Here is a 20,769-nt window from a genome sequence, read left to right as displayed (position 1 = left end):
CCCGCTCAGATAAAGGTCTCCACCGACACTCCGAAGCGCTCGGCCAACCAGCGGATCTGCCGCAGGTTGAGCTGACGCTTGCCGCTCAAGATCTCGGATACCACCGATTGGGTGCCGACGCCGGGCAGATCGCTTTGGCTCAATCCGTGTTCGCGCATCATGTAGCCGAGAACCTCTGCACCAGAGGCCTCGCGCATGGGGTGATGCTCACGATCCCACTCTGCAATCCAGTCGCCGATGATGTCCACCAAGCTCATCAACGGGTGCGACTCATCATCCCCGGTCATCTCAAGCAATTCATCAAGTGCCTGCGCCAAAATGTCATAGTCGTCTTCGTTTTTCGGTTTTCGAAGCAATGGCGAGACGAACTCCCAATGCTCGGCAGCTTTTTTGATCAGAACACTCATGCCCTTCCCTCCTTCCATTTACCGCGGTCATATTCGCGGTGATCCAGCACATGCTTTATATAAAGCTTTTGAGACCGATACCTGACAAAAGCGATCAGCCGCAACTTGTTGCCACCAATGTCGAACACATGAAACTCGCCGACTTTGTCAGTCGCGGGGAAAATCGACTTCATCGCCGCGAAATCTCCCGGGTTACTCCCTTTGGCAAGTCGATACCACTGCTCCAGTGCATTGGCTGCCCGCGGCCACTTTTCCTTGGCTTCATGGATTGGTTTTTCGGTGAACACATGCATGCAACATCCTTATCGCATTCTGCTATGGGGAGTTAATCACAGACAAAAAATATCGCAAGTTGCGATAATACTGAGCAGACCAACGGTCTCGCCCAGTACAACTCAGCCTAGTTTTATCGCCAGACGCTGCACGATTGAAAATATGAGCAAACGTCTCCACATAGGGGTCATCGGCTTCTTTACAGGATCATCCGCATGACCGACCCACTCCTCGTCCCCTGCCCCCACTGCAACGGCCTCAACCGCATCCCCGCCGAACGCCTCAACGACCATCCAAAATGCGGCCGCTGCAAAGCCGAAGTCCTGCTGAATAAACCCTTCGAACTGAAGCAAAGCGATTACGCCAGCCAGATCAAAGGTGATCTGCCGCTGCTGGTGGACGTTTGGGCGGATTGGTGTGGGCCGTGCAAGTCGTTTGCGCCGGTGTTCGAGCAGGCGGCGGTGCAATTGGCGGGCAAGTGTCGACTGGCCAAGCTGGACAGCGAGGCAAACCAGCAGCTGTCGGCGCAGTTGGGGATCCGTTCGATCCCGAGTCTGATTCTGTTCAAGAACGGTCGGGAAGTGGCACGACAGAGCGGCGCCTTCCCGTTACCGCAGTTGATGAGCTGGTTACGTAGCCAAGGGATCTGAAGAGCAGTCAGGCATTTTCCAGCAGGTTGTGCAGATCGACGAATTGCTGCGTCAGCTTATGACGCGGATCGAGGTGGATCAGCGGCGTGTTGGCCTGGTGGGATTCACGCATGCGCACCGAGCTGCTCAGGTACACCGGTAATACCGGCAGGCCTTCGGCGATCAGTTCGTCGAGGATTTGCTGGGGCAGACTGGCGCGAGCCTGGAACTGGTTGACTACGATACCTTCGACTTCCAGCCCCTCGTTATGGTCATCCTTCAATTCTTCGATTTCCGCCAAAAGGCCGTACAGCGCCTGACGCGAGAAGCTGTCGCAATCGAAGGGAATAAGTACACGATCAGCGGCAATCAACGCAGATACCGCGTAGAAATTCAGCGCTGGCGGGGTGTCGAGGTAAATCCGGTCGTAATCGCCGTCCAGTTCCTCGAGCAATTTGCGCAGCTTGTTGATCTTGTGTTTGGCCTCAAGCTTGGGCTGCAAGTCAGCCAGCTCGGCAGTGGCAGTGATGACGTGGAGGTTGTCGAACGGGGTTTCGTAGATATCGACCTGGTTTTTCTTCGCGAACGGTCCGGAAGACAGGGTCTGTTTGAAAAAGTCGGCAATGCCCATAGGAATGTCATTACCGGTGAGCCCCGTCAGGTACTGAGTGGAGTTGGCCTGGGCATCGAGATCCACCAAGAGGGTGCGATAGCCCTCGCTGGCGCTGACCGCCGCCAGATTGCAGGCAATGCTGGATTTGCCTACGCCACCTTTCTGATTGAACACCACGCGCCGCATGTCAAAACCTCCGTGTATCAAAGAATGACCGAGTGTAGTAGTCCACGGCGCTGCTTAGCTACCTCGCCGGCATCGGGACTACACAGTCAGGTGCAATCTCGCTCGGAAAAAACCGTGGACTCGTGCACTGCTTGCTGACAGAGCCGGCAGATCGGCCGGCCGAAATGTGGATAATGGCCAAACGATAGCCATGCACGAACCAACCGGTACATTTCATTGAGCAAAATGTAACCATCATTTGCTACACGCCCGCCGCAACGGGATAATGCGCGCCACTCGGCGCTAAGCGCTACGTAAGGTAGTTCGCGTTTTTTGCGACTCGCCGCGTCAAGGAAGCCCGCAGGGGCGGGAAGAATGTCTGTGATCAATTTCAACATCGCCCAATGGCGCGCGTGGGCCCCTGGGCTCGAAAGCGTGGACGATTGGCAGGCCTGGAGCCGACAACCGGTCGTGCTTGCGAGCAGCGATGCCGCACCCGACGTCTCGTTTTTGCCGGCCATGCAGCGCCGGCGACTCAGTCGTCTGGCGCGGATGGCGTTCAGTGTCGGCTGGCCCTTGGCCGATGGCCGCCAGGACCTACCGTTGGTCTTTATTTCTCGCCACGGCGAAACCCCGCGCACTTTCGATATCCTCAGCGATCTGGCTGCCGATCAACCGCTGTCGCCGACTCAATTCAGCCTGTCCGTGCACAACGCGATCATCGGCCTGTGGTCGATCATGCGGGGTGAAACCAGCGAAATGACTGCCCTCGCTGCAGCCGGCGATGGCCTTGAACACGGCATGCTAGAGGCCGCGGCCTTGCTTTCCGAGGGTGCTCCCGCGGTACTGCTGATCGTCACCGAAGAGCAACCGCCCGAAGCCTACTCGACCTGGATCGACGACGTGCCGTTCCCTTACGCGGTTGGCCTGCTGATCACCCCCGGAAACGACTGGCAGCTGTCCCTGAACAGCGCCTCGGATGAGTTGTCCAAAGCCCACTGGCCCCACGCCCTGAACCTATTGAGTACCCTGCTCGGCCAGCAGACAACCTGCCAACATGCCTGGAAAAATCGTGTATGGACCTGGCAACGCAACCTGTAACCGAAAAAAACCGCGACGCCTATTACTGGCGTCTGCTGGCTACCGCCGCAAGCTTCACCCTGTTCGGGTTGGGCGGGCTGTGCCTGCGGCTTGTGGTTTTCCCGCTGCTGAACTGCCTGCCCGGCGATGCCCGGACACACCGGCGGCGAGCGCGGCACACCGTCGCCCGTCTGTTCTGGTTTTTTGTGCGATTCATGGCTCGCACCGGGGTGCTGACTTACGACATCCAGGGCGCCGAAAAACTCGGTCGACCGGGGCAAATGATCATTGCCAATCACCCGTCGCTGATTGATGTGGTGTTCCTGATCGGCCTGGTGCGCCACGCCAACTGCGTGGTCAAGCAAAGCCTCTGGGAGAACCCTTTTACCCGTGGCCCGCTACGCCGCACCGACTACATCAGCAACGACGGCAGCATGGACATGCTCGATGCCGCTGCCGACGCGCTGAAAAGCGGCCAGACCCTGATCATCTTTCCTGAAGGCACCCGCACTCAGCCCGGTCAGGCGCCGGCCTTTCATCGGGGTGCTGCGGCAATCGCTCTGCGGGGTGCGAAAATCCTCACCCCCGTGATCATCAAGGTCAGCCCGACCACGCTGACCAAGGCCGAGCCCTGGTATCGGATCCCAAAACGACGTGTGCACTTCAGTTTCCGTGTCGGGGCCGATATAGACCCACAAGCCTTCGCCGCGCTGGGCCCAGCTCCTCAGGCCTCGCGCAAGCTCAATGACTATTTGCATCATTACTATATTAAGGAGCTCGCCGAAGATGAGCGATCTACACCGTGAAATCAAAGAACTGATCATCGACGCCCTGGGCCTTGAAGACATCAGCGCACAAGACATCGGCGACGACCAGACGCTGTTCGGCGAAGGCTTGGGCCTGGATTCGGTAGACGCTCTGGAACTCGGTCTGGCAATCCAGAAAAAGTACGGCATCAAAATCGACGCCGACGCCAAAGACACCCGCAATCACTTCAGCAACGTGGCGAGCCTTGCGGCGTTCGTCACTGCAAAACAGGCAGCTTGAGACCGGACCATGCAAACTCGTGACGACATCTTCAACACCCTGCGCGATGCTCTGGTCGAACTCTTCGAGCTGGACCCCGAGCGCGTAAGCCTCGAATCCAACCTGTATCAGGATCTGGAAATCGACAGCATTGACGCGGTCGACCTGATCGATCACATCAAACGTCAGACCGGCAAGAAAATCGCTGCCGAAGAGTTCAAATCGGTGCGTACCGTCAGCGACGTGGTCGAGGCGGTCTACCGTCTGGTTCAGCCGGCCGCATGAGCCGACTGATCGGCCTCGGCCTGCTGCTGGCGGGCCTGCTGTACCCCTTTGCGGTGTATTTCGGCATGGAACATTTCGCGCCGTGGCAGTTTGGTCTGCTATTGGGCAGCCTGTGGCTGGCCCGGGCACTGCTCGGTACTCGCAAGCCCGGCAGTTTGTGGATGGCGGTCACCGCGATTGCTTTTTGCCTGTTGCTGGCGTTGTTCGACAGCCCGCTGCTGCTGCGCTGGTACCCGGTGCTGATCAGCGCGTTCATGCTCGGGCTGTTTGGCCTGAGCTTGAAATATGGCCCACCGATCATCGAACGCCTGGCGCGATTGCGCGAACCGCAACTGCCGGCCAAGGCGATTGTTTATACCCGCCAGGTGACGATCGTCTGGTGCGTGTTTTTCTTCTGTAACGGTTTGCTCGCCGCCGCCCTGACCCTCTGGGCGCCGCTGAGTTGGTGGATGTTGTACACCGGCCTGATTTCCTACGGATTGATGGGCCTGCTGTTTGCCATTGAATGGCTTATACGACAACGGGTACGAGGCCACCCATGAATTGGATAAAACTTGAGCACCTGTTGCTCAAGGCGCAACCGGAACGTGCCGTGACGGCCGAACCGGCTCTGAATCACGCGCAACTGTGCGAACAGGCGTTAAGCCTCGCCGCCGGCCTGAAAGCCCAGGGGGCGCGGCGTATTGCCGTGCACCTTGAGGACGCCGCTGACCTGGCGATTGCCCTGCTCGGTGCCTGGCGCGCCGGAGTCAGCGTGCTGCTGCCCGCAGACCTGCAAGCCCAGACTCGCCAGCGCTGGTCGACCGAAGTCGATCTATGGCTGACCGATCAGGCCGATGACGCACACCTTAGCGATTACCGGCAACCGCCATTGATGGCGGCCGCACTGGATCTGGATCGCTGTTCGCTGAGCCTGTGCACGTCCGGCTCCAGTGGCGAACCCAAGCGCATCGACAAAACCCTGCGCCAACTGGCCAATGAAGTCGAAGCGCTGGAACTGCTCTGGGGCGCCGATCTTGGCGCGGCTTGCATCATCGGCAGCGTCGCCACTCAGCATATTTACGGATTGTTGTTTCGAGTGCTCTGGCCGCTGTGCGCCGGGCGCTCGTTTGTGCGCAAGCAGCTGGCATTCCCTGAAGACCTGCAGCGCGCCAGCCGCGAACACCCGGTGTTCGCCTGGGTCGCCAGCCCGGCGCTGCTCAAGCGCATGGGCGACAACCTCGACTGGCCCGCATTAAGTGCAGTTCGCCGAGTGTTTTCCTCCGGCGGCGCCCTGCCGGCCGAGGCCGCACAAAGCCTTCAGCAACGCCTGCAGCAATGGCCCACAGAAATCCTCGGCAGCTCGGAAACCGGCGGCATCGCCTGGCGTCAAGGCCACGCGCTCTGGCAGCCCTTTGCTGACATCGAGTTGAGCCAGGACAGCGACGGCGCCCTGCTCATTGCTTCGCCTTACTTGCCGCCCGGGCATATCGAACACACCGCGGATGCCGCGCGAATCGCTGCCGACGGCCGATTCGAACTGCTCGGACGGCTGGATCGGATCGTCAAACTGGAAGAAAAACGTATCTCGCTACCGATGTTGGAACAGGCACTCACAGCCCACGACTGGGTCGCCGAAGCGCGTCTTGGCGTGGTCCAGGAAAACCGCGCCTCATTAGGGGCGCTGCTGGTGCTGACCGAGTCAGGCCTGCATGCCTTGCGCAATCAGGGTCGACGCACCCTCACGCAAGAACTGCGTCAGCATTTGAGCCAGCATTGCGAAGCCCTGGCCCTGCCACGACGCTGGCGCCTGCTGCGGCAACTGCCGCTGAACGCTCAGGGCAAACTGCCCCAGGCCACCGTTGAAGCCCTGCTGCTGGCGCCGCGTCCAAAGGCGCCGGAAGTGCTGGATCAAGTCGAAGTCGATGGCGAATGGAGCCTGCAACTGGTGGTACCTCCCGACCTCGCCTACTTCAGCGGTCACTTCCCCCAGGCGCCAGTATTACCCGGCGTGGTGCAAGTGGAATGGGCGCTCACGCTGGGCCAGCAATTGATGGAACTGCCAGCAAAATTCGCGGGCATGGAAGTGCTGAAATTCCAGCAACTGGTGCGCCCGGGCGATGAAGTCCAGCTGCACCTGCGCTTCGATCCGACGCGCAACAAGTTGTATTTCGCCTATCGCAACGAGACCGCGACCTGCTCCAGTGGGCGGATCTTGCTGGAGGCTGCAGGCGATGCATAACCCCTGCGCAATCATCCCGGTCTACAACCACGAAACCGCCATCACCACGGTGGTTGATGCGCTGCTCGCCAGCAGCCTGCCATGCATTTTGGTGGACGATGCCAGCAGCCCGGCCTGCGCAAAGGTGCTCGATCAACTGGCCCGGCGCGACAAGGTGTTCCTGATCCGGCTCGGCGCCAACCAGGGCAAGGGTGGCGCGGTCATGACTGGCATGCGCGAAGCCTCGCGCCTGGGCTTCAGCCATGCCTTGCAGGTGGATGCCGACGGCCAGCATGATCTGCAAGACGTCCAGACCTTCATTGAACTGTCACGTGCCCATCCCGAGGCGGTGATCTGCGGCTATCCGCGATACGACGCCAGCGTGCCGAAAGGTCGTTTGTACGCCCGTTACCTGACCCACGTCATGGTCTGGATCAACACCCTCTCGTTGCAGATTCGCGATTCCATGTGCGGCTTCCGCGTCTATCCGTTACCACCGACCCTGGCGCTGATCGATTCGGCCAAGATCGGCAAGCGCATGGACTTCGACTCGGACATTCTCGTACGACTGGCCTGGCGCAATCTCCCCATGCAATGGCTGCAAACCAAAGTCCGTTACCCGCTGGATGGCGTCTCGCATTTCCGCCTGTTCCACGACAACGTGCTGATTACGAGCATGCACACCCGGTTGTTCTTCGGCATGTTGCTGCGGGCTCCAGTGATTCTCTGGCGACGGTGGCGAGCATGAGCGCAGACAAGGAACACTGGGCTGACCGCCAGGAGCGCGGTAGTTTCTGGCTGATGAAGTTCACCGCGCTCTGCGCAAAAGTCTTGGGCCGTCGGCTGCTGAGCCCGCTGCTGTACGGCATCGTCCTGTACTTTTTCCTGTTCGGGCGCAGCGCCCGTCACAGCGCCTGGCAATACCAGCAGCGGCTAGCTGACTGGAGTGGTCGCAATGAATTGCGCCCGACCCATTGGCGAGTCTTCGGACAGTTCATGGCCTTCGCCGATTCCATGCTCGACAAGCTCGACGTATGGAACGGCAAACTGAGCATCGAGCAGATCGAAATCATCGACCCGGCATTGCTGCGCAATCAACTGCGCGGCACCCGCGGGCAGATGCTGGTAGGCGCGCATTTGGGTAATCTCGAGGTCTGCCGTGCGCTGGCCGAGATCGGCGAAAAAGTCACGATGAACGTGCTGGTGCACACCAAGCATGCTGAGCAATTCAATCGCTTGCTGGGTGAAGCCGGCGCGACCAATTTGCGACTGATTCAGGTCAGCGAGCTGGACCCGCTGATCATGCTGCAACTCCATGAACGCCTGGAGCGCGGCGAATGGCTGGCGATTGCCGGCGATCGCGTGCCGCTGCACGGCGGGCGCAGCGTGACGGTGGACTTCCTCGGCCATCAAGCCGCGTTCCCTCAGGGGCCATGGTTGCTGGCCGGTCTGCTGAAATGCCCGATCAACCTGATGCTGTGCCTGAAGAAGCCGGCGGGCGACTATCGACTGACCCTCGAACCGTTCGCCGAGGCTGTGGTGTGGAAGCGCAGCGACCGCGAGCAGGTCATTCATCAGTGGGCCTCCCGCTATGCCGAGCGCTTGGGTCACTATTGCCTTGAAGCGCCCCAACAATGGTTCAACTTTTACCCTTTCTGGAAGACCGATGACGACGCCAACGCTTGAGCCGGTAACCTTCGGCGAACTCCCTTTGCGCATCGAAGACGTGCTGGCCCTGGCCAACCGTCAGGTGCCGACGCAGTTGCAAAGCGACCCTGCGTACCGCGAGCGTATCGCCAAGGGTGCGCGATTCCTGGACTCCCTGTTGGACAAGGAAGGCGTGATCTACGGCGTGACCACCGGCTACGGCGATTCCTGCGTGGTCGCGGTGCCGCTGCATCACGTCGAGGCATTGCCCCGTCATTTGTACACGTTCCATGGCTGCGGCCTGGGCAAACTGCTCGACGCACAGGCCACTCGCGCGGTGCTGGCGGCGCGTTTGCAGTCGCTGTGCCACGGCGTGTCCGGGGTGCGTGTGGAACTGCTGGAACGCCTGCAAGCCTTCCTCGAACACGACATCCTGCCGCTGATCCCGGAAGAGGGCTCGGTGGGCGCCAGCGGTGATCTGACGCCGTTGTCCTATGTCGCCGCGACGTTGTCCGGCGAGCGCGAAGTGATGTTCCGTGGCGAACGCCGCCAAGCGGCCGACGTACACCGCGAACTGGGGTGGGAACCGCTGGTACTGCGCCCGAAAGAAGCGCTGGCGCTGATGAACGGCACCGCCGTCATGACCGGTCTCGCGTGCCTGGCCTATGCCCGCGCCGATTACCTGCTGCAACTGGCGACGCGCATCACCGCGTTGAACGTAGTCGCGTTGCAAGGCAACCCCGAGCACTTCGACGAGCGCCTGTTCGCCACCAAACCGCATCCGGGGCAAATGCAAGTCGCCGCGTGGCTGCGCAAGGATCTGGCGATCGACGCGCCGACCGCGCCGCTGCATCGCCTGCAAGACCGTTATTCCCTGCGTTGTGCACCCCACGTCCTCGGCGTATTGGCCGACAGCCTGAACTGGCTGCGCTCGTTCATCGAGATCGAACTCAACAGCGCCAACGACAACCCGATTATCGACGCCGAAGCCGAACGCGTGCTGCACGGCGGGCACTTCTACGGCGGCCACATTGCGTTCGCCATGGACAGCCTGAAAAACCTGGTGGCCAACGTCGCCGACCTGCTCGACCGTCAACTCGCCTTGCTGGTGGACGAGCGTTACAACCATGGTTTGCCGAGCAACCTGTCCGGAGCCACTGCGGATCGCGCGATGCTCAACCATGGCTTCAAAGCCGTGCAGATCGGCACCAGTGCCTGGACCGCCGAAGCGCTGAAAAACACCATGCCGGCCAGCGTCTTCTCGCGTTCTACCGAGTGCCACAACCAGGACAAAGTGAGCATGGGCACCATCGCCGCCCGCGATGCGATTCGCGTGCTGGAACTGACCGAACAGGTTGCCGCTGCCACCCTGCTGGCCGCCAACCAAGGCGTCTGGCTGCGCAGCAAGGCCGAAGATGCACGTCCATTGCCGCCAGCCCTGGCCGCCATGCACGAAGAGTTGGCGAAAGACTTCCCGCCGGTCATCGAAGACCGCGCGCTGGAAGGTGAACTGCGCCTGTGCCTGAAGCGTATTGCCGAGCAACACTGGAGGCTGCATGCGTAGCAAGGGAGTGCTTCACACCGATACGGAAATCCTTGTGCCGTTCTTTGATGTCGACACGATGAACGTCGTCTGGCACGGCCATTACATCAAATACCTGGAAGTCGCCCGCTGCGCGTTGCTGGACAAGATAGGCCACAACTACACGGCCATGGTCGAGTCGGGCTACGCGTGGCCGGTGATCGATCTGCAACTGCGTTATGTGCGCGGCGCCGTGTTCGGCCAAAAGCTCAACGTGCGCGCCAATCTGGTGGAATGGGAGAACCGTCTGAAGATCAACTACCTGATCAGCGATCTGGAAACCGGCGAACGCTTGACCCGCGCCAGTTCCGTGCAGGTCGCCGTCGACATGAGCAGCCGCGAAATGCAGTTGGCCTCACCCAAGGTCTTCACCGATGCAGTTGAAAGGATGCTCGCATGAACCTGCTGAAAACCGTCTGTAGCAGCTGGCGAGCCCGCGAGGCTGCGTTCGGCGGCGAAGCCGTCGCAAAACCTGCACATGCGGTACATCACAAGAACCGCAGGGCGACTGCTGCGCAGCCGAACGCAGGCTTCGCCAGCTGCAGGTTCGTGGTGGGGCTGATGTTGATGGTTGGCTTTTCTTCGTTGGCGCAGGCATTCGATCTGCAACAGCTCAGCGATCAACTGGCAAAACCTGATGTGATCCACGGCAACTTCATTCAAGAAAAACACCTGCGCGCCCTGCCCCAGCCGCTGACCAGCAAGGGCACTTTCGTTCTCGCTAAAAACCACGGTTTGCTCTGGCTGCTGAAAACCCCGCTGCAACAGGATTACCGCATCAGCGCCAAAGGCATTGCCCGGCGTGACGCCAACGGTTGGCAAATGCTGCCGAGCAAAAGTGCCGGCGCCGAGCAGAACCGCTTGTTCCTCGCCGTACTGCAAGGCGACAGCAGCGGGCTGCAACGAGACTTCGAGCTTTCACTGAGCGGCGACGCACAGCACTGGAAGCTGACGTTGACCCCGCGTTCCATGCTGCTCAAGCAGGTGTTCACTCAGATCAACATTGCCGGCGGCGAACTGGTGCACAGCATCGAGCTGCTCGAAACCCAGGGCGACAGCACGCTTTTACGCATGCAAGACAGCACCAGCGCCCAACCGTTGAGCGATGCGGAGCAACATGACTTTGCCCAGTGAACGGAGGCTTCCACGGCTGTTTCTGATCCTGCTGCTGGCGGTGCTTGCACTTGCCGGTTGGCAATGGCGTGACGGCGCCCCGCTGTCGGCCAACCTGATGGAGCTGGTGCCAGGCACGGCGCCGGACGCGCTGGAACTGCGCGCCGAACAACGCATGCAAGAACCGCTGAACCGCGAAATGCTGGTGTTGGTGGGTCATACGGATCGCCAGCAAGCCGTCGCCATGGCCCAGAAACTGGGTGAGCAATGGCAGGCAAGCGGCTTGTTCGAAAAGGTCCAATGGAACCTGCAAGCCGACCTCCCGGCGCTGCGCACGCAATTGCTGCAAGGCCGACTGGCCATGCTCTCGGCGGTCGACCGGCAGCAACTGATCGAGCATCCCGACGCGTTTATCCAGCAGAGGGTGCAAGCGCTGTTCGACCCCTTCACCGGTTTCAGCCTGGTGCCGAGCCAGGATGACTGGCTGGGCCTGACCGGGCGCATCCAGAACAGCCAGCCGCAGCACGGTTCGGTGCAACTGGACATCGGCAGCGGTGCGCTGGTCGCCGATGCCGACGGCAAGAGTTGGGTGCTGCTGCGCTCGCGCACCACGGGCAACGCCTTCGACATGAACCTGCCGCTGCAAGTGGCCGACCTGCTCCAGCACAGCCGCGAACAAGCCGCCCAGGCGAACGTTCAATTGCTTGCCGCCAGCGGCTTGCTCTATGCGGCCAGTGGGCAAAAGCAAGCCACCCGGGAAATGACCTGGGTCGGTGGTGGCGCCACGGCGGGCATTCTATTGCTGTTGCTGCTGGCCTTCCGGCGCTGGCGGGTGTTGCTGGCCTTCGTCCCGGTGCTGGTCGGTATGCTCTTCGGCGCGGTGGCCTGTGTGGCGCTGTTCGGCCATATGCATGTGATGACGTTGGTGCTCGGTTCGAGCCTGATCGGCGTGGCGGTCGACTACCCGCTGCATTACCTGTCCAAGAGCTGGAGCCTGAAACCCTGGCACAGTTGGCCGGCCCTGCGCCTGACGTTGCCGGGCCTGACGCTGAGCCTGATCACCAGTTGCATCGGTTACCTGGCCCTGGCCTGGACACCGTTCCCGGCGCTGACCCAAATTGCCGTGTTCTCTGCCGCCGGTCTGCTCGGCGCTTATTTATCCGCGGTGTGCCTGCTGCCGGCACTGCTCAAAGGCGTAGATCTACGTCCGGCACAATGGCCACTGCGGGTTTCCGAGTATTTGCTGGGGCGCCGTGAAGCGTTGCTCAAACTCGCGAGCACGCCGGTGCTGCTGGCGCTGCTGATTGCGTTTTGTGTGGGCGGTCTGTTGCAGCTCGACACCAAAAACGACATTCGCCAGTGGGTCGGTGCACCGCAGCAACTGACTGACGAAGCACAAACCATTGCGCGCATCACCGGCTATCAACCCACCAGCCAGTTCTTCCTGGTGCGAGCGGCCAATCAGCAGCAACTGCTGGAACGCCAAACTGCGCTGAGCGAGCGACTGGATCAGTTGGTCAACCTGGAAAAACTCAAGGGTTATCTGTCGCTCAATCAGTTGGTCAGCCAGCCCACCGAACAGCGGAAAGTGCGTGAAGCGCTGAACAAGTTGCCGCAGTTCTGGCAACCGCTGCTCGATGTCGGCGTGCCGGCCGAGGCGCTGCAAGCAGAGCTCACGAAGTTGCAGGCACTGCCCACCGAAGACATCGACGCGGCGCTGGCCGGTCCGTTGGCGGAACCCTATCGCGCGCTGTGGCTGGGACCGACCGATGACGGCGTAGCGGCGATGGTCAGCCTGCAAGGGCTGAACAATCCTGCCCTACTGCGCGTCCAGGCGCTGGATTTGCCGGGCGTGGAACTGGTGGACCGCCTCGGTGAGTTGAACAAGGTGTTCGCCGACACCCAGATCAGTGCCGCAGAGTTGAAACTCGCTTCCTGTGTGCTGATCGTGCTGGTGCTGATCCTGCCGTTCGGTTTCGGCGGCGCGCTGCGGATCGTCGCCCTGCCGCTGCTGGCCGCGCTGTGCAGCCTGGCCAGTCTCGGCTGGCTGGGGCAACCGCTGACGCTGTTCAGCCTGTTCGGCCTGCTGCTGGTGACGGCCATCAGCGTCGATTACGCGATCCTCATGCGTGAACAGGTCGGCGGCGCTGCCGTGAGCCTGCTGGGCACCTTGCTGGCGGCGCTGACCACCTGGCTGTCGTTCGGTTTACTGGCGGTGTCCAGCACGCCGGCGGTGAGCAACTTCGGTCTGTCGGTGAGCCTCGGCCTGGCGTTCAGCTTCATTCTTGCGCCATGGGCAGGACGCCAGGTTCATGCCGCCCCGGTCACGGAGTCAGCCACATGATGATCGCCGTGTTCTGGGTCATGGCCTTGGCGCTGTTCGCCGTGGCCACCCGTGTCGGTCGTCACTTCGGCGTGATCCCGATTGTCAGCCAGTTACTGCTGGCCACCTTCGGCCTGCCGCTGCTGATGTACTTCTGGATCGAACCCCAGTGGCAATTGAGCGGCGCCGCGCTGGTCGCGCCGGCCTGGCTGAAAAACGTCTACAGCCTGAGTTTTGCGTTGTTGCTGGGGCACATTCTCAGTGACGTGATCGACCTGCGACTCGACCGTCAGAGCCTGAAAATCGCCCTGCCGAGTTTCTGCATTCCATTTGCCTGCGGCCTCGCGACAGCGGTCTGGCTGTTACCGCCGCAACCCTGGATCAGTTCGCTGGCGGTCGGCCTGCTGTTCGCCATCACGGCGATTCCGGTGTTGTATCTGTACCTGCGGCACATCAAATACCCGCCTGCCGCTACCCGGCGACTGGTGCAGACCGCCATCCTCATCGACCTCACCTGCTGGACCCTGTTTGCCATCGCCCAGGGCAGCCTGCACCTGAGCAGTCTCTTGCTGCCGCTGGCCGGCGCCTGCCTGCCGTTGCTGCTGCGCCTGCTCCGATTGCGCCAGCCGTTGCTGCACAGCGGTTGCTTCTTCGCACTGCTGGTCGTAGCGGAACACTTCAAGCTCAATGCGCTGATTTTCGGCATCGGTTACCTGCTGTGGATGGCCGCGCTCAAAGTGCCGCTGGTGCTGCCGTTGCCGGTGATCTGGATGAGTCACTTGCAGACGTATATCGCGATCCCGCTGATCCTCACGTTCGGCATCGTGCAAATCAACGTCCACGCGGCCATGGCCAGCCTCAGCTGGGTGCAACTGGCGGCACTGCTGCTGTTTCCGATTGCCAGTAAACTGCTGGGCAACTGGCTGGGCCTCGGCTGGGCCGGCGCGTCGTTTGAAGGCGCCAGCCGCTGGCGGGAAAGTGTCTTGCTGAATATTCGTGGCTTGAGCGAGATCGTCTTTCTCAACCTGCTGCTGCAACAACAACTCATCAGCCCGGCGCTGTACTTCGCGCTGATGGTGATGGGCCTGATCGCGACACTGCTGCCGGCACTCGCCGGCATGCACCGCCCCCCTCTGAACATCGCCGTCCCGGCAAGGAGCCCCCGTGCCAACAGTTGAAATGGAACATCGCCAGGTCGTGGTTATCGGTGCAGGTCCATCGGGCGCCATCGCCGCCGCGTTGCTCAAGCGCAAGGGTCATGACGTATTGATGATCGAACGCCAGCACTTCCCAAGGTTTTCCATCGGTGAAAGCCTGCTGTCCCATTGCCTGGATTTCGTCGAAGAAGCCGGCATGCTCGAGGCGGTGAACGCCGCCGGATTCCAGTTGAAAAACGGTGCGGCATTCGCTTGGGGCGAGCAATACAGCGCTTTTGATTTCGGCGAGACTTTCAGCAACGGCAAGCCGACCACCTTCCAGGTCCTGCGTGCCGATTTCGACAAGCTGCTGGCCGATCAGGCCGCACTGCAAGGCGTCGACGTTCGTTACGGCGAAGCCATCGTCAGCGTCGATTTCACCCTGCCGAAACCGCAGCTCGACGTGCTTCGCGAAGACGGCAATCAGTACCGCGTCGAAGCCGATTTCGTGCTGGATGCCAGCGGCTACGGGCGTGTGCTGCCGCGCTTGCTCGACCTTGAAGCACCGTCGGATTTCCCGGTGCGCCAGGCCGTGTTCACCCACGTCGAAGACCACATCGACAATCCGGCCTTCGAGCGGGAAAAAATCCTCATTACCACCCATCCGATCCACCGCGATATCTGGTTCTGGACCATCCCGTTCAGCAATGGCCGTTGTTCGGTGGGCGTGGTCGCGGCAGCCGAACACTTCGAAGGCCGCATGGAGAACCTGGACGAGTGCCTGCGTGGGTTTATCGCTGAAACCCCAAGCCTGGCCGGTGTGCTGAACAACGCCGTGTGGGACACGCCTGCTCGAACCATCGGCGGCTACTCAGCCAACGTCAAAACCCTCCACGGGCCAGGCTTTGCCCTGCTTGGCAACGCAGCGGAATTCCTCGACCCGGTGTTCTCCTCCGGCGTGACCATCGCCATGCGCTCGGCGAGCATGGCCGCCGGGGTTCTGCATCGCCAATTGCAAGGCGAACATGTCGATTGGCAGACTGAATTCGCCATCCCGCTCAAGCGCGGCGTCGACACGTTCCGTTGCTACGTCGAAGGCTGGTACGCCGGGACGTTCCAGGATGTGATTTACCATGAGGGCGGCTCGCCCGATATTCGCCGCATGATCAGCTCGATTCTGGCCGGTTATGCCTGGGACGAGCGCAATCCGTTCGTCGCCGAACCCAAGCGCCGGCTGCGGATGCTCTCGGAGCTCTGTGCAAGGGACGCCACATGAGCTACTTGAGCGACACCTACGTCGAAGAAACCCGTTTCGGTTTCTGGTTCCTGCGCAGCCACACCTGGCAGCACCATGTACTGCGAGTGGCAATCACCGATTTGCGCAGCCTGTTCGGCGAAACACCGCCGAGCAACCCGGTGCTGCTGGATGCCGGTTGCGGTCAGGGCAAGTCGTTTCAGTACTTGCGCCAGACCTTTGCCCCCCAGCGCCTGATCGGTCTGGACGCCGACCCTCACAGTCTGAAGCTGGCCGGCGAAGAAGCCGTCCGTCAGGGCATGGCGGTGGAGATGATCGGCAGCGACTGCGCGAGCATCAACGTCCCGGACGCCAGCGTCGATCTGCTGTTCTGTCACCAGACCTTCCATCATCTGGTGCAGCAGGAACAGGCACTGGCCGAGTTCTACCGCGTGCTCAAGCCCGGTGGCTATCTGCTGTTCGCCGAATCCACCGAGGCTTACATTGATACCTGGGTGATCCGCTGGTTATTCCGCCATCCGATGCACGTGCAGAAGAGCGCCGCCGGGTATCTGGACATGATTCGCCAGCAGGGTTTCGAACTCGGCCCGCAAAACGTGTCTTATCCGTACTTGTGGTGGAGCCGCGCCAAGGATTTCGGCCTGTTTGAACGCTTGGGTCTGCGCCAGCCAAAGCCCTTTGGCCAACGGGAAGAAACCCTGGTCAATGTGGTCGCGCGCAAACCCCTTGAAGGTGCCGTGTGATGTTCAGTGCAACTCAAACCTGTGGGAGCGAGCCTGCTCGCGAAAGCGTTGTATCAGTCAACAATGGTGTTGGATCTGCTGACGCATTCGCGAGCAGGCTCGCTCCCACAGGGATAGCGGGCATCCTGAGATTTTTGCTCCTCGGCGCAGTCCTGTTGCTGAGCGCCTGTGCCAGCCGGGCGCCGCTGCCCGAGCAAACCCCGAACCTGTCGTTGCCACTGCAATTGCACATCCAGCGCCTGGTGGCCGACCAACGACTGGACTGGGTGCTGGTGATCCAGCGTGAAGGCCCTGGCATTCGCTGGTCGATGATGGACTTGCTGGGCATTCCACAGGCACGCCAGAAACTGGTCGATGGCGAGTGGCAGGCTGACGGTCTGCTGCCGCCCAATCCGGAAGCGCGAGAGCTGTTCGCCGCGCTGCTGTTTGCGCTGACCCCCAAAGATGAACTGTCGGGCAACTATCCCGCCGCGTGGCAGCATGGCTCGCAACGGTCCTTGCCAGCGCACTGGGACGTCCGTTACTCACAACCCATGAGCTTTGAATTGAACCTGCCCAGAGGCCCGAAATATCAAGTCACGCCGCTCAGCGGGGACACGCCATGACGGCCTACCTGAATGCCCTCGGGGTGATCTGCGCCCTGGGCCGTGACAAGTCCGAAGTCACCCGCAACCTGTTTGCCGGTGACTGTTCGGGCATGCGCTATGAGGCCGGCTGGGTGGCGGAACGGTCGTTGCCCGTGGCCGCGGTCCACGGCGAACTGGCGCCGATCCCGGCTGAGCTTGCGCCGCAAGGCACCCGCAATAATCAATTGCTGCTGGAAGCAGCGCTGCAAATTCGCGAAGACATCGACCAGGCGATCCAGACCTACGGCCGCGACCGCATTGGTATCGTTCTGGGCACCAGCACCTCGGGCATCGACGAAGCCAGCAGTGGCCTGGCCCATTACATCCGCGAGCATCAGTTCCCGGCCGATTACGACTACCAGCAACAGGAACTCGGCGCTCCGGCGAACTTCCTCGCCGACTGGCTGCAACTGAGCGGCCCGGCCTATGTGATCTCCACGGCCTGCACTTCCAGCGCCCGAGCGCTGATGAGTGCTCAGCGACTGCTGGACCTGGGCGTGTGCGACGCGGTGCTGTGTGGCGGTGTCGACAGCCTGTGCAAGTTGACCCTCAATGGGTTCTCGGCGCTGGAAGCGGTGTCTGAACAACGCTGCAACCCGTTTTCGGTGAACCGTAACGGCATCAACATTGGCGAAGCGGCGGTGCTGTTTTTGATGAGCAAAAATGTCGGCGACAGCCAGCCGATTGCCCTGCTCGGCAGTGGCGCCAGCTCCGATGCACATCACATTTCTGCGCCGGAACCGACCGGCCGTGGCGCCCTGCAAGCGATGCGCAAAGCCTTGAGCCAAGCACAACTGCAACCGCAACAGATCGATTACCTGAACCTGCACGGCACCGCCACCCAACACAACGACGCCATGGAAAGCCTGGCGGTGGCGACGTTGTTCCCGGCGGGCGTGCCGTGTTCGTCGACCAAACCCATGACCGGCCACACCCTCGGCGCGGCCGGCGCTCTGGAAGCGGCGTTCTGCTGGTTGAGCCTGAGTGCAGGCAACCGCGACCACGCCCTGCCGCCCCACGTCTGGGACGGCCAATCGGATCCCCAATTGCCAGCCCTGAATTGGGTGACCCCGGCCGATCGCCTGACGTCCATTGCACCTCGCTATCTGATGAGCAATTCCTTTGCCTTCGGTGGTAACAACGTCAGCCTGATTATCGGAGACGCCCCATGATTGACTGGCCGATCGCCGAACTGCTGCCGCACGCTGGCGACATGATCTTCATCGAACAGATCCTGTCGTTCGATGACGAGCAGATTCACACCCGTCTCACGGTCAAACCCGATGGCCTGTTCAACCGCCCGGACGGCAGCCTGCCAGCCTGGGTCGGCATCGAACTGATGGCCCAGAGCGTCGCCGCCTACGCCGGTTGCCATGCGCGCCAGCGTGGCGATGCGGTGGAGCTGGGGTTTCTGCTCGGCACCCGCAAATTCGAATGCAACGTCGAGCACTTTCCCGCCGGCACCGAGCTGACCATCCACGGCATCCGCTCGCTGGAAGACGACAACGGCATGGGCGTGTTCGAATGCCACATCACCGCCCCCGGCATTCACGCCACCGCTCGTCTGAACGTGTTCCGTCCGCCTCAGGCCGCTCAATACCTTCATGAAACCCAAGGAACCCAGCCATGACTGAATCCGTACTGATCACCGGTTCCAGCCGTGGCATCGGCCGCGCCATCGCTTTGCGTCTGGCTCAGGCCGGGCATGACATCGTGCTGCATTGCCGCAGCGGCCTGGCGGACGCTGAAGCCGTGAAGGCCGAAATCGAAGCCTTGGGGCGCAATGTGCGCATTCTGCAATTCGACGTGTCCGATCGCGCCAACTGCAAAGCCATTCTCGAAGCCGACGTGGAAACCCATGGCGCCTATTACGGTGTGGTGCTGAACGCCGGCCTGACACGCGACGGTGCTTTTCCAGCCCTGAGCGAGGATGATTGGGATGTGGTGATGCGCACCAACCTCGACGGTTTCTACAACGTGCTGCACCCGGTGATGATGCCGATGATTCGTCGTCGCGCGGCCGGGCGGATTGTTTGCATCACCTCGGTTTCCGGGTTGATCGGCAACCGTGGCCAGGTCAACTACAGCGCCTCCAAAGCCGGGTTGATCGGCGCGGCGAAGGCGTTGGCGATCGAGTTGGGCAAGCGCAAAATTACCGTTAACTGTGTCGCACCCGGCTTGATCGACACCGCGATGCTCGATGAAAACGTGCCGGTGGAAGAAATGATGAAAATGATCCCCGCACAACGCATGGGCACCCCGGAAGAGGTGGCCAGCGCGGTGAATTTCCTGATGTCGGCGGAAGCGTCGTACATCACCCGGCAGGTTCTGGCCGTTAACGGAGGCCTGTGTTGATGAAGCGCGTCGTCGTCACCGGCATGGCCGGCATCACCTCACTGGGCAGCGATTGGGACACCATCGCCGCTAACTTCGCGGCCAACCGCAGCGGCATCCGCCGGATGGACGAGTGGGATCGCTTCACCGAACTCAACACGCGCCTGGCGGGGCCGATCGATGACTTCAAAGTGCCGAGCCACTGGACCCGCAAACAACTGCGGAGCATGGGCCGGGTCTCGCGCCTGGCGGTCGGTGCGGCGGAACAGGCATTGGCCGATGCCGGTCTGTTGGGTGACCCGTCGATCAAGGACGGGCGCATGGGCGTTTCCTGTGGCTCATCCACCGGCAGCACCGACGAGATCAAGGCGTTCGGCAACATGCTGCTCAACTCGGTGGCCGAGGGCCTGAACGCCAACTCCTATGTGCGCATGATGCCGCACACCACGGCGGCGAATATCAGCATCTTCTTCGGCCTCACCGGTCGGCTGATCCCGACCTCCAGCGCTTGCACCAGCGGCAGTCAGGGCATCGGTTATGCCTACGAGTCGGTCAAGTTTGGTCGCCTGCCATTGATGCTCGCCGGCGGTGCCGAAGAACTGTGCCCCACCGAAGCGATGGTCTTCGATGCGCTCTACGCCACCAGCCTGAAAAACGATGCGCCGCAGACTTCCCCACGCCCGTACGACAGCGGCCGCGATGGCCTGGTGATCGGTGAAGGCAGCGGCATGCTGGTGCTCGAAGAACTCGAACACGCATTGGCTCGCGGTGCGCACATCCACGCCGAACTCGTCGGTTTCGGCAGCAACGCCGACGGCCAGCACGCCACCCGCCCAGAGCAGGTCACCATGCGCCGGGCCATGGAACTGGCCCTGGAAGACGCCGGGTTACAGCCTTCTGACATCGGCTACGTGAATGGTCACGGCACGGCCACTGAACAGGGCGACATTGCCGAAACACTGGCAACGAGCGCGTTGTTCGGCGAGCACATGCCGATCAGCTCGCAAAAGAGTTTCCTCGGTCACACCCTCGGAGCCTGCGGTGCGCTGGAATCCTGGTTCAGCATCGAAATGATGAACCGCGACCTGTACGTCCACACCCTCAACCTCGACGACGTCGACCCGCACTGCGGCAAACTCGATTACCTGCGCGGCGAGTTCCGAAAGATGAGCAACCAGTACGTGATGAACAACAACTTTGCGTTTGGCGGGGTTAATACGTCGCTGATTTTTAAGCGCTGGTCGTAAGTAAGATCAAAAGATCGCAGCCTTCGGCAGCTCCTACAGGTGTACACATTCCACTGTAGGAACACCGTGGCTGCGATCTTTTGAT

24 protein-coding genes are annotated in these 20,769 nt (G+C 61.2%); 21 read left to right on the top strand and 3 right to left on the bottom strand.

The window, feature by feature from the left end; translation table 11 throughout:
• Window positions 1-5: 5 nt before the first annotated feature.
• Window positions 6-407, bottom strand: a complete 402-nt coding sequence (locus tag QFW87_RS02205; RefSeq protein WP_283182653.1) for a transcriptional regulator — start codon at window positions 405-407, stop codon at window positions 6-8.
• On the bottom strand, window positions 404-700 hold the full coding sequence (locus QFW87_RS02200; protein WP_134419711.1) for a type II toxin-antitoxin system HigB family toxin: 297 nt from the start codon (window positions 698-700) through the stop codon (window positions 404-406). Before QFW87_RS02200 ends, QFW87_RS02205 begins: the two co-directional genes overlap by 4 nt.
• Before the next feature lie 195 nt (window positions 701-895).
• Here QFW87_RS02200 and trxC point away from each other — a divergent pair, with 195 nt between their 5' ends.
• Window positions 896-1,330 carry a thioredoxin TrxC gene (gene trxC, locus QFW87_RS02195; protein ID WP_283182651.1) on the top strand — a complete coding sequence of 145 codons (435 nt, stop codon included), beginning with the start codon at window positions 896-898 and terminating at the stop codon, window positions 1,328-1,330.
• A 7-nt stretch (window positions 1,331-1,337) separates the two neighbouring features.
• On the opposite strand, the gene QFW87_RS02190 is transcribed toward trxC, so the two are convergent.
• Entirely contained in the window at window positions 1,338-2,108 is a 771-nt protein-coding gene (locus QFW87_RS02190) for a ParA family protein (RefSeq protein WP_283182650.1), read from the bottom strand.
• A gap of 354 nt (window positions 2,109-2,462) precedes the next feature.
• Between QFW87_RS02190 and QFW87_RS02185 the strand changes: the two genes are divergently transcribed.
• From QFW87_RS02185 to QFW87_RS02090, 20 genes are all read left to right on the top strand, one after another.
• Window positions 2,463-3,188, top strand: a complete 726-nt coding sequence (locus QFW87_RS02185; RefSeq protein WP_129439116.1) for a beta-ketoacyl synthase chain length factor — start codon at window positions 2,463-2,465, stop codon at window positions 3,186-3,188.
• On the top strand, window positions 3,164-3,973 hold the full coding sequence (locus QFW87_RS02180) for a lysophospholipid acyltransferase family protein (RefSeq protein WP_283182649.1): 810 nt from the start codon (window positions 3,164-3,166) through the stop codon (window positions 3,971-3,973). The genes QFW87_RS02185 and QFW87_RS02180 overlap by 25 nt, the downstream gene beginning before the upstream one ends.
• Window positions 3,954-4,214, top strand: coding sequence for a phosphopantetheine-binding protein (locus tag QFW87_RS02175; RefSeq protein WP_008149626.1), 261 nt, complete (start codon window positions 3,954-3,956; stop codon window positions 4,212-4,214). Before QFW87_RS02180 ends, QFW87_RS02175 begins: the two co-directional genes overlap by 20 nt.
• A 9-nt stretch (window positions 4,215-4,223) precedes the next feature.
• Window positions 4,224-4,478 carry an acyl carrier protein gene (locus QFW87_RS02170; protein WP_007992314.1) on the top strand — a complete coding sequence of 85 codons (255 nt, stop codon included), beginning with the start codon at window positions 4,224-4,226 and terminating at the stop codon, window positions 4,476-4,478.
• Complete coding sequence (locus QFW87_RS02165) at window positions 4,475-5,020, top strand: hypothetical protein (RefSeq protein WP_283182647.1); 546 nt, start codon at window positions 4,475-4,477, stop codon at window positions 5,018-5,020. Before QFW87_RS02170 ends, QFW87_RS02165 begins: the two co-directional genes overlap by 4 nt.
• Complete coding sequence (locus QFW87_RS02160) at window positions 5,017-6,699, top strand: acyl-CoA synthetase family protein (protein WP_283182646.1); 1,683 nt, start codon at window positions 5,017-5,019, stop codon at window positions 6,697-6,699. Before QFW87_RS02165 ends, QFW87_RS02160 begins: the two co-directional genes overlap by 4 nt.
• Window positions 6,692-7,426 carry a glycosyltransferase family 2 protein gene (locus tag QFW87_RS02155; RefSeq protein WP_283189706.1) on the top strand — a complete coding sequence of 245 codons (735 nt, stop codon included), beginning with the start codon at window positions 6,692-6,694 and terminating at the stop codon, window positions 7,424-7,426. The genes QFW87_RS02160 and QFW87_RS02155 overlap by 8 nt, the downstream gene beginning before the upstream one ends.
• Window positions 7,423-8,364, top strand: a complete 942-nt coding sequence (locus tag QFW87_RS02150) for a glycosyl transferase (protein WP_283182644.1) — start codon at window positions 7,423-7,425, stop codon at window positions 8,362-8,364. Before QFW87_RS02155 ends, QFW87_RS02150 begins: the two co-directional genes overlap by 4 nt.
• Window positions 8,345-9,889, top strand: a complete 1,545-nt coding sequence (locus tag QFW87_RS02145) for an aromatic amino acid ammonia-lyase (protein WP_283189705.1) — start codon at window positions 8,345-8,347, stop codon at window positions 9,887-9,889. The genes QFW87_RS02150 and QFW87_RS02145 overlap by 20 nt, the downstream gene beginning before the upstream one ends.
• Window positions 9,882-10,307: an acyl-CoA thioesterase gene (locus QFW87_RS02140; protein ID WP_283189704.1), complete on the top strand. Its 426-nt coding sequence runs from the start codon at window positions 9,882-9,884 to the stop codon at window positions 10,305-10,307. The genes QFW87_RS02145 and QFW87_RS02140 overlap by 8 nt, the downstream gene beginning before the upstream one ends.
• Window positions 10,308-10,468: 161 nt before the next feature.
• Window positions 10,469-11,041 carry an outer membrane lipoprotein carrier protein LolA gene (locus tag QFW87_RS02135; RefSeq protein ID WP_283184506.1) on the top strand — a complete coding sequence of 191 codons (573 nt, stop codon included), beginning with the start codon at window positions 10,469-10,471 and terminating at the stop codon, window positions 11,039-11,041.
• Window positions 11,025-13,364, top strand: coding sequence for an MMPL family transporter (locus QFW87_RS02130; RefSeq protein ID WP_283189703.1), 2,340 nt, complete (start codon window positions 11,025-11,027; stop codon window positions 13,362-13,364). Before QFW87_RS02135 ends, QFW87_RS02130 begins: the two co-directional genes overlap by 17 nt.
• Entirely contained in the window at window positions 13,361-14,521 is a 1,161-nt protein-coding gene (locus QFW87_RS02125) for a sodium:proton antiporter (protein WP_283189702.1), read from the top strand. Before QFW87_RS02130 ends, QFW87_RS02125 begins: the two co-directional genes overlap by 4 nt.
• Window positions 14,508-15,755 carry an NAD(P)/FAD-dependent oxidoreductase gene (locus QFW87_RS02120; RefSeq protein ID WP_283189701.1) on the top strand — a complete coding sequence of 416 codons (1,248 nt, stop codon included), beginning with the start codon at window positions 14,508-14,510 and terminating at the stop codon, window positions 15,753-15,755. Before QFW87_RS02125 ends, QFW87_RS02120 begins: the two co-directional genes overlap by 14 nt.
• Complete coding sequence (locus QFW87_RS02115; protein ID WP_283182638.1) at window positions 15,752-16,477, top strand: class I SAM-dependent methyltransferase; 726 nt, start codon at window positions 15,752-15,754, stop codon at window positions 16,475-16,477. The genes QFW87_RS02120 and QFW87_RS02115 overlap by 4 nt, the downstream gene beginning before the upstream one ends.
• Complete coding sequence (locus QFW87_RS02110) at window positions 16,477-17,082, top strand: hypothetical protein (protein ID WP_283182637.1); 606 nt, start codon at window positions 16,477-16,479, stop codon at window positions 17,080-17,082. Before QFW87_RS02115 ends, QFW87_RS02110 begins: the two co-directional genes overlap by 1 nt.
• Entirely contained in the window at window positions 17,079-18,275 is a 1,197-nt protein-coding gene (locus tag QFW87_RS02105) for a beta-ketoacyl-[acyl-carrier-protein] synthase family protein (protein WP_283189700.1), read from the top strand. Before QFW87_RS02110 ends, QFW87_RS02105 begins: the two co-directional genes overlap by 4 nt.
• Window positions 18,272-18,733, top strand: coding sequence for a hotdog family protein (locus QFW87_RS02100; protein WP_283182635.1), 462 nt, complete (start codon window positions 18,272-18,274; stop codon window positions 18,731-18,733). The genes QFW87_RS02105 and QFW87_RS02100 overlap by 4 nt, the downstream gene beginning before the upstream one ends.
• The gene (gene fabG / locus QFW87_RS02095; protein ID WP_046045628.1) at window positions 18,730-19,458 is read left to right on the top strand and encodes a 3-oxoacyl-ACP reductase FabG; all 729 of its coding nucleotides are present in this window, start codon (window positions 18,730-18,732) and stop codon (window positions 19,456-19,458) included. Before QFW87_RS02100 ends, fabG begins: the two co-directional genes overlap by 4 nt.
• Window positions 19,458-20,684, top strand: coding sequence for a beta-ketoacyl-ACP synthase (locus tag QFW87_RS02090; RefSeq protein WP_283189699.1), 1,227 nt, complete (start codon window positions 19,458-19,460; stop codon window positions 20,682-20,684). Before fabG ends, QFW87_RS02090 begins: the two co-directional genes overlap by 1 nt.
• Window positions 20,685-20,769 lie beyond the last annotated feature (85 nt).

The organism is Pseudomonas sp. PMCC200344 (genome assembly GCF_030053095.1).
Classification (GTDB): domain Bacteria; phylum Pseudomonadota; class Gammaproteobacteria; order Pseudomonadales; family Pseudomonadaceae; genus Aquipseudomonas; species Aquipseudomonas svalbardensis.
Note: the sequence above shows the minus strand (reverse complement) of the source record. Positions and strands in the feature narration are given on the sequence as shown.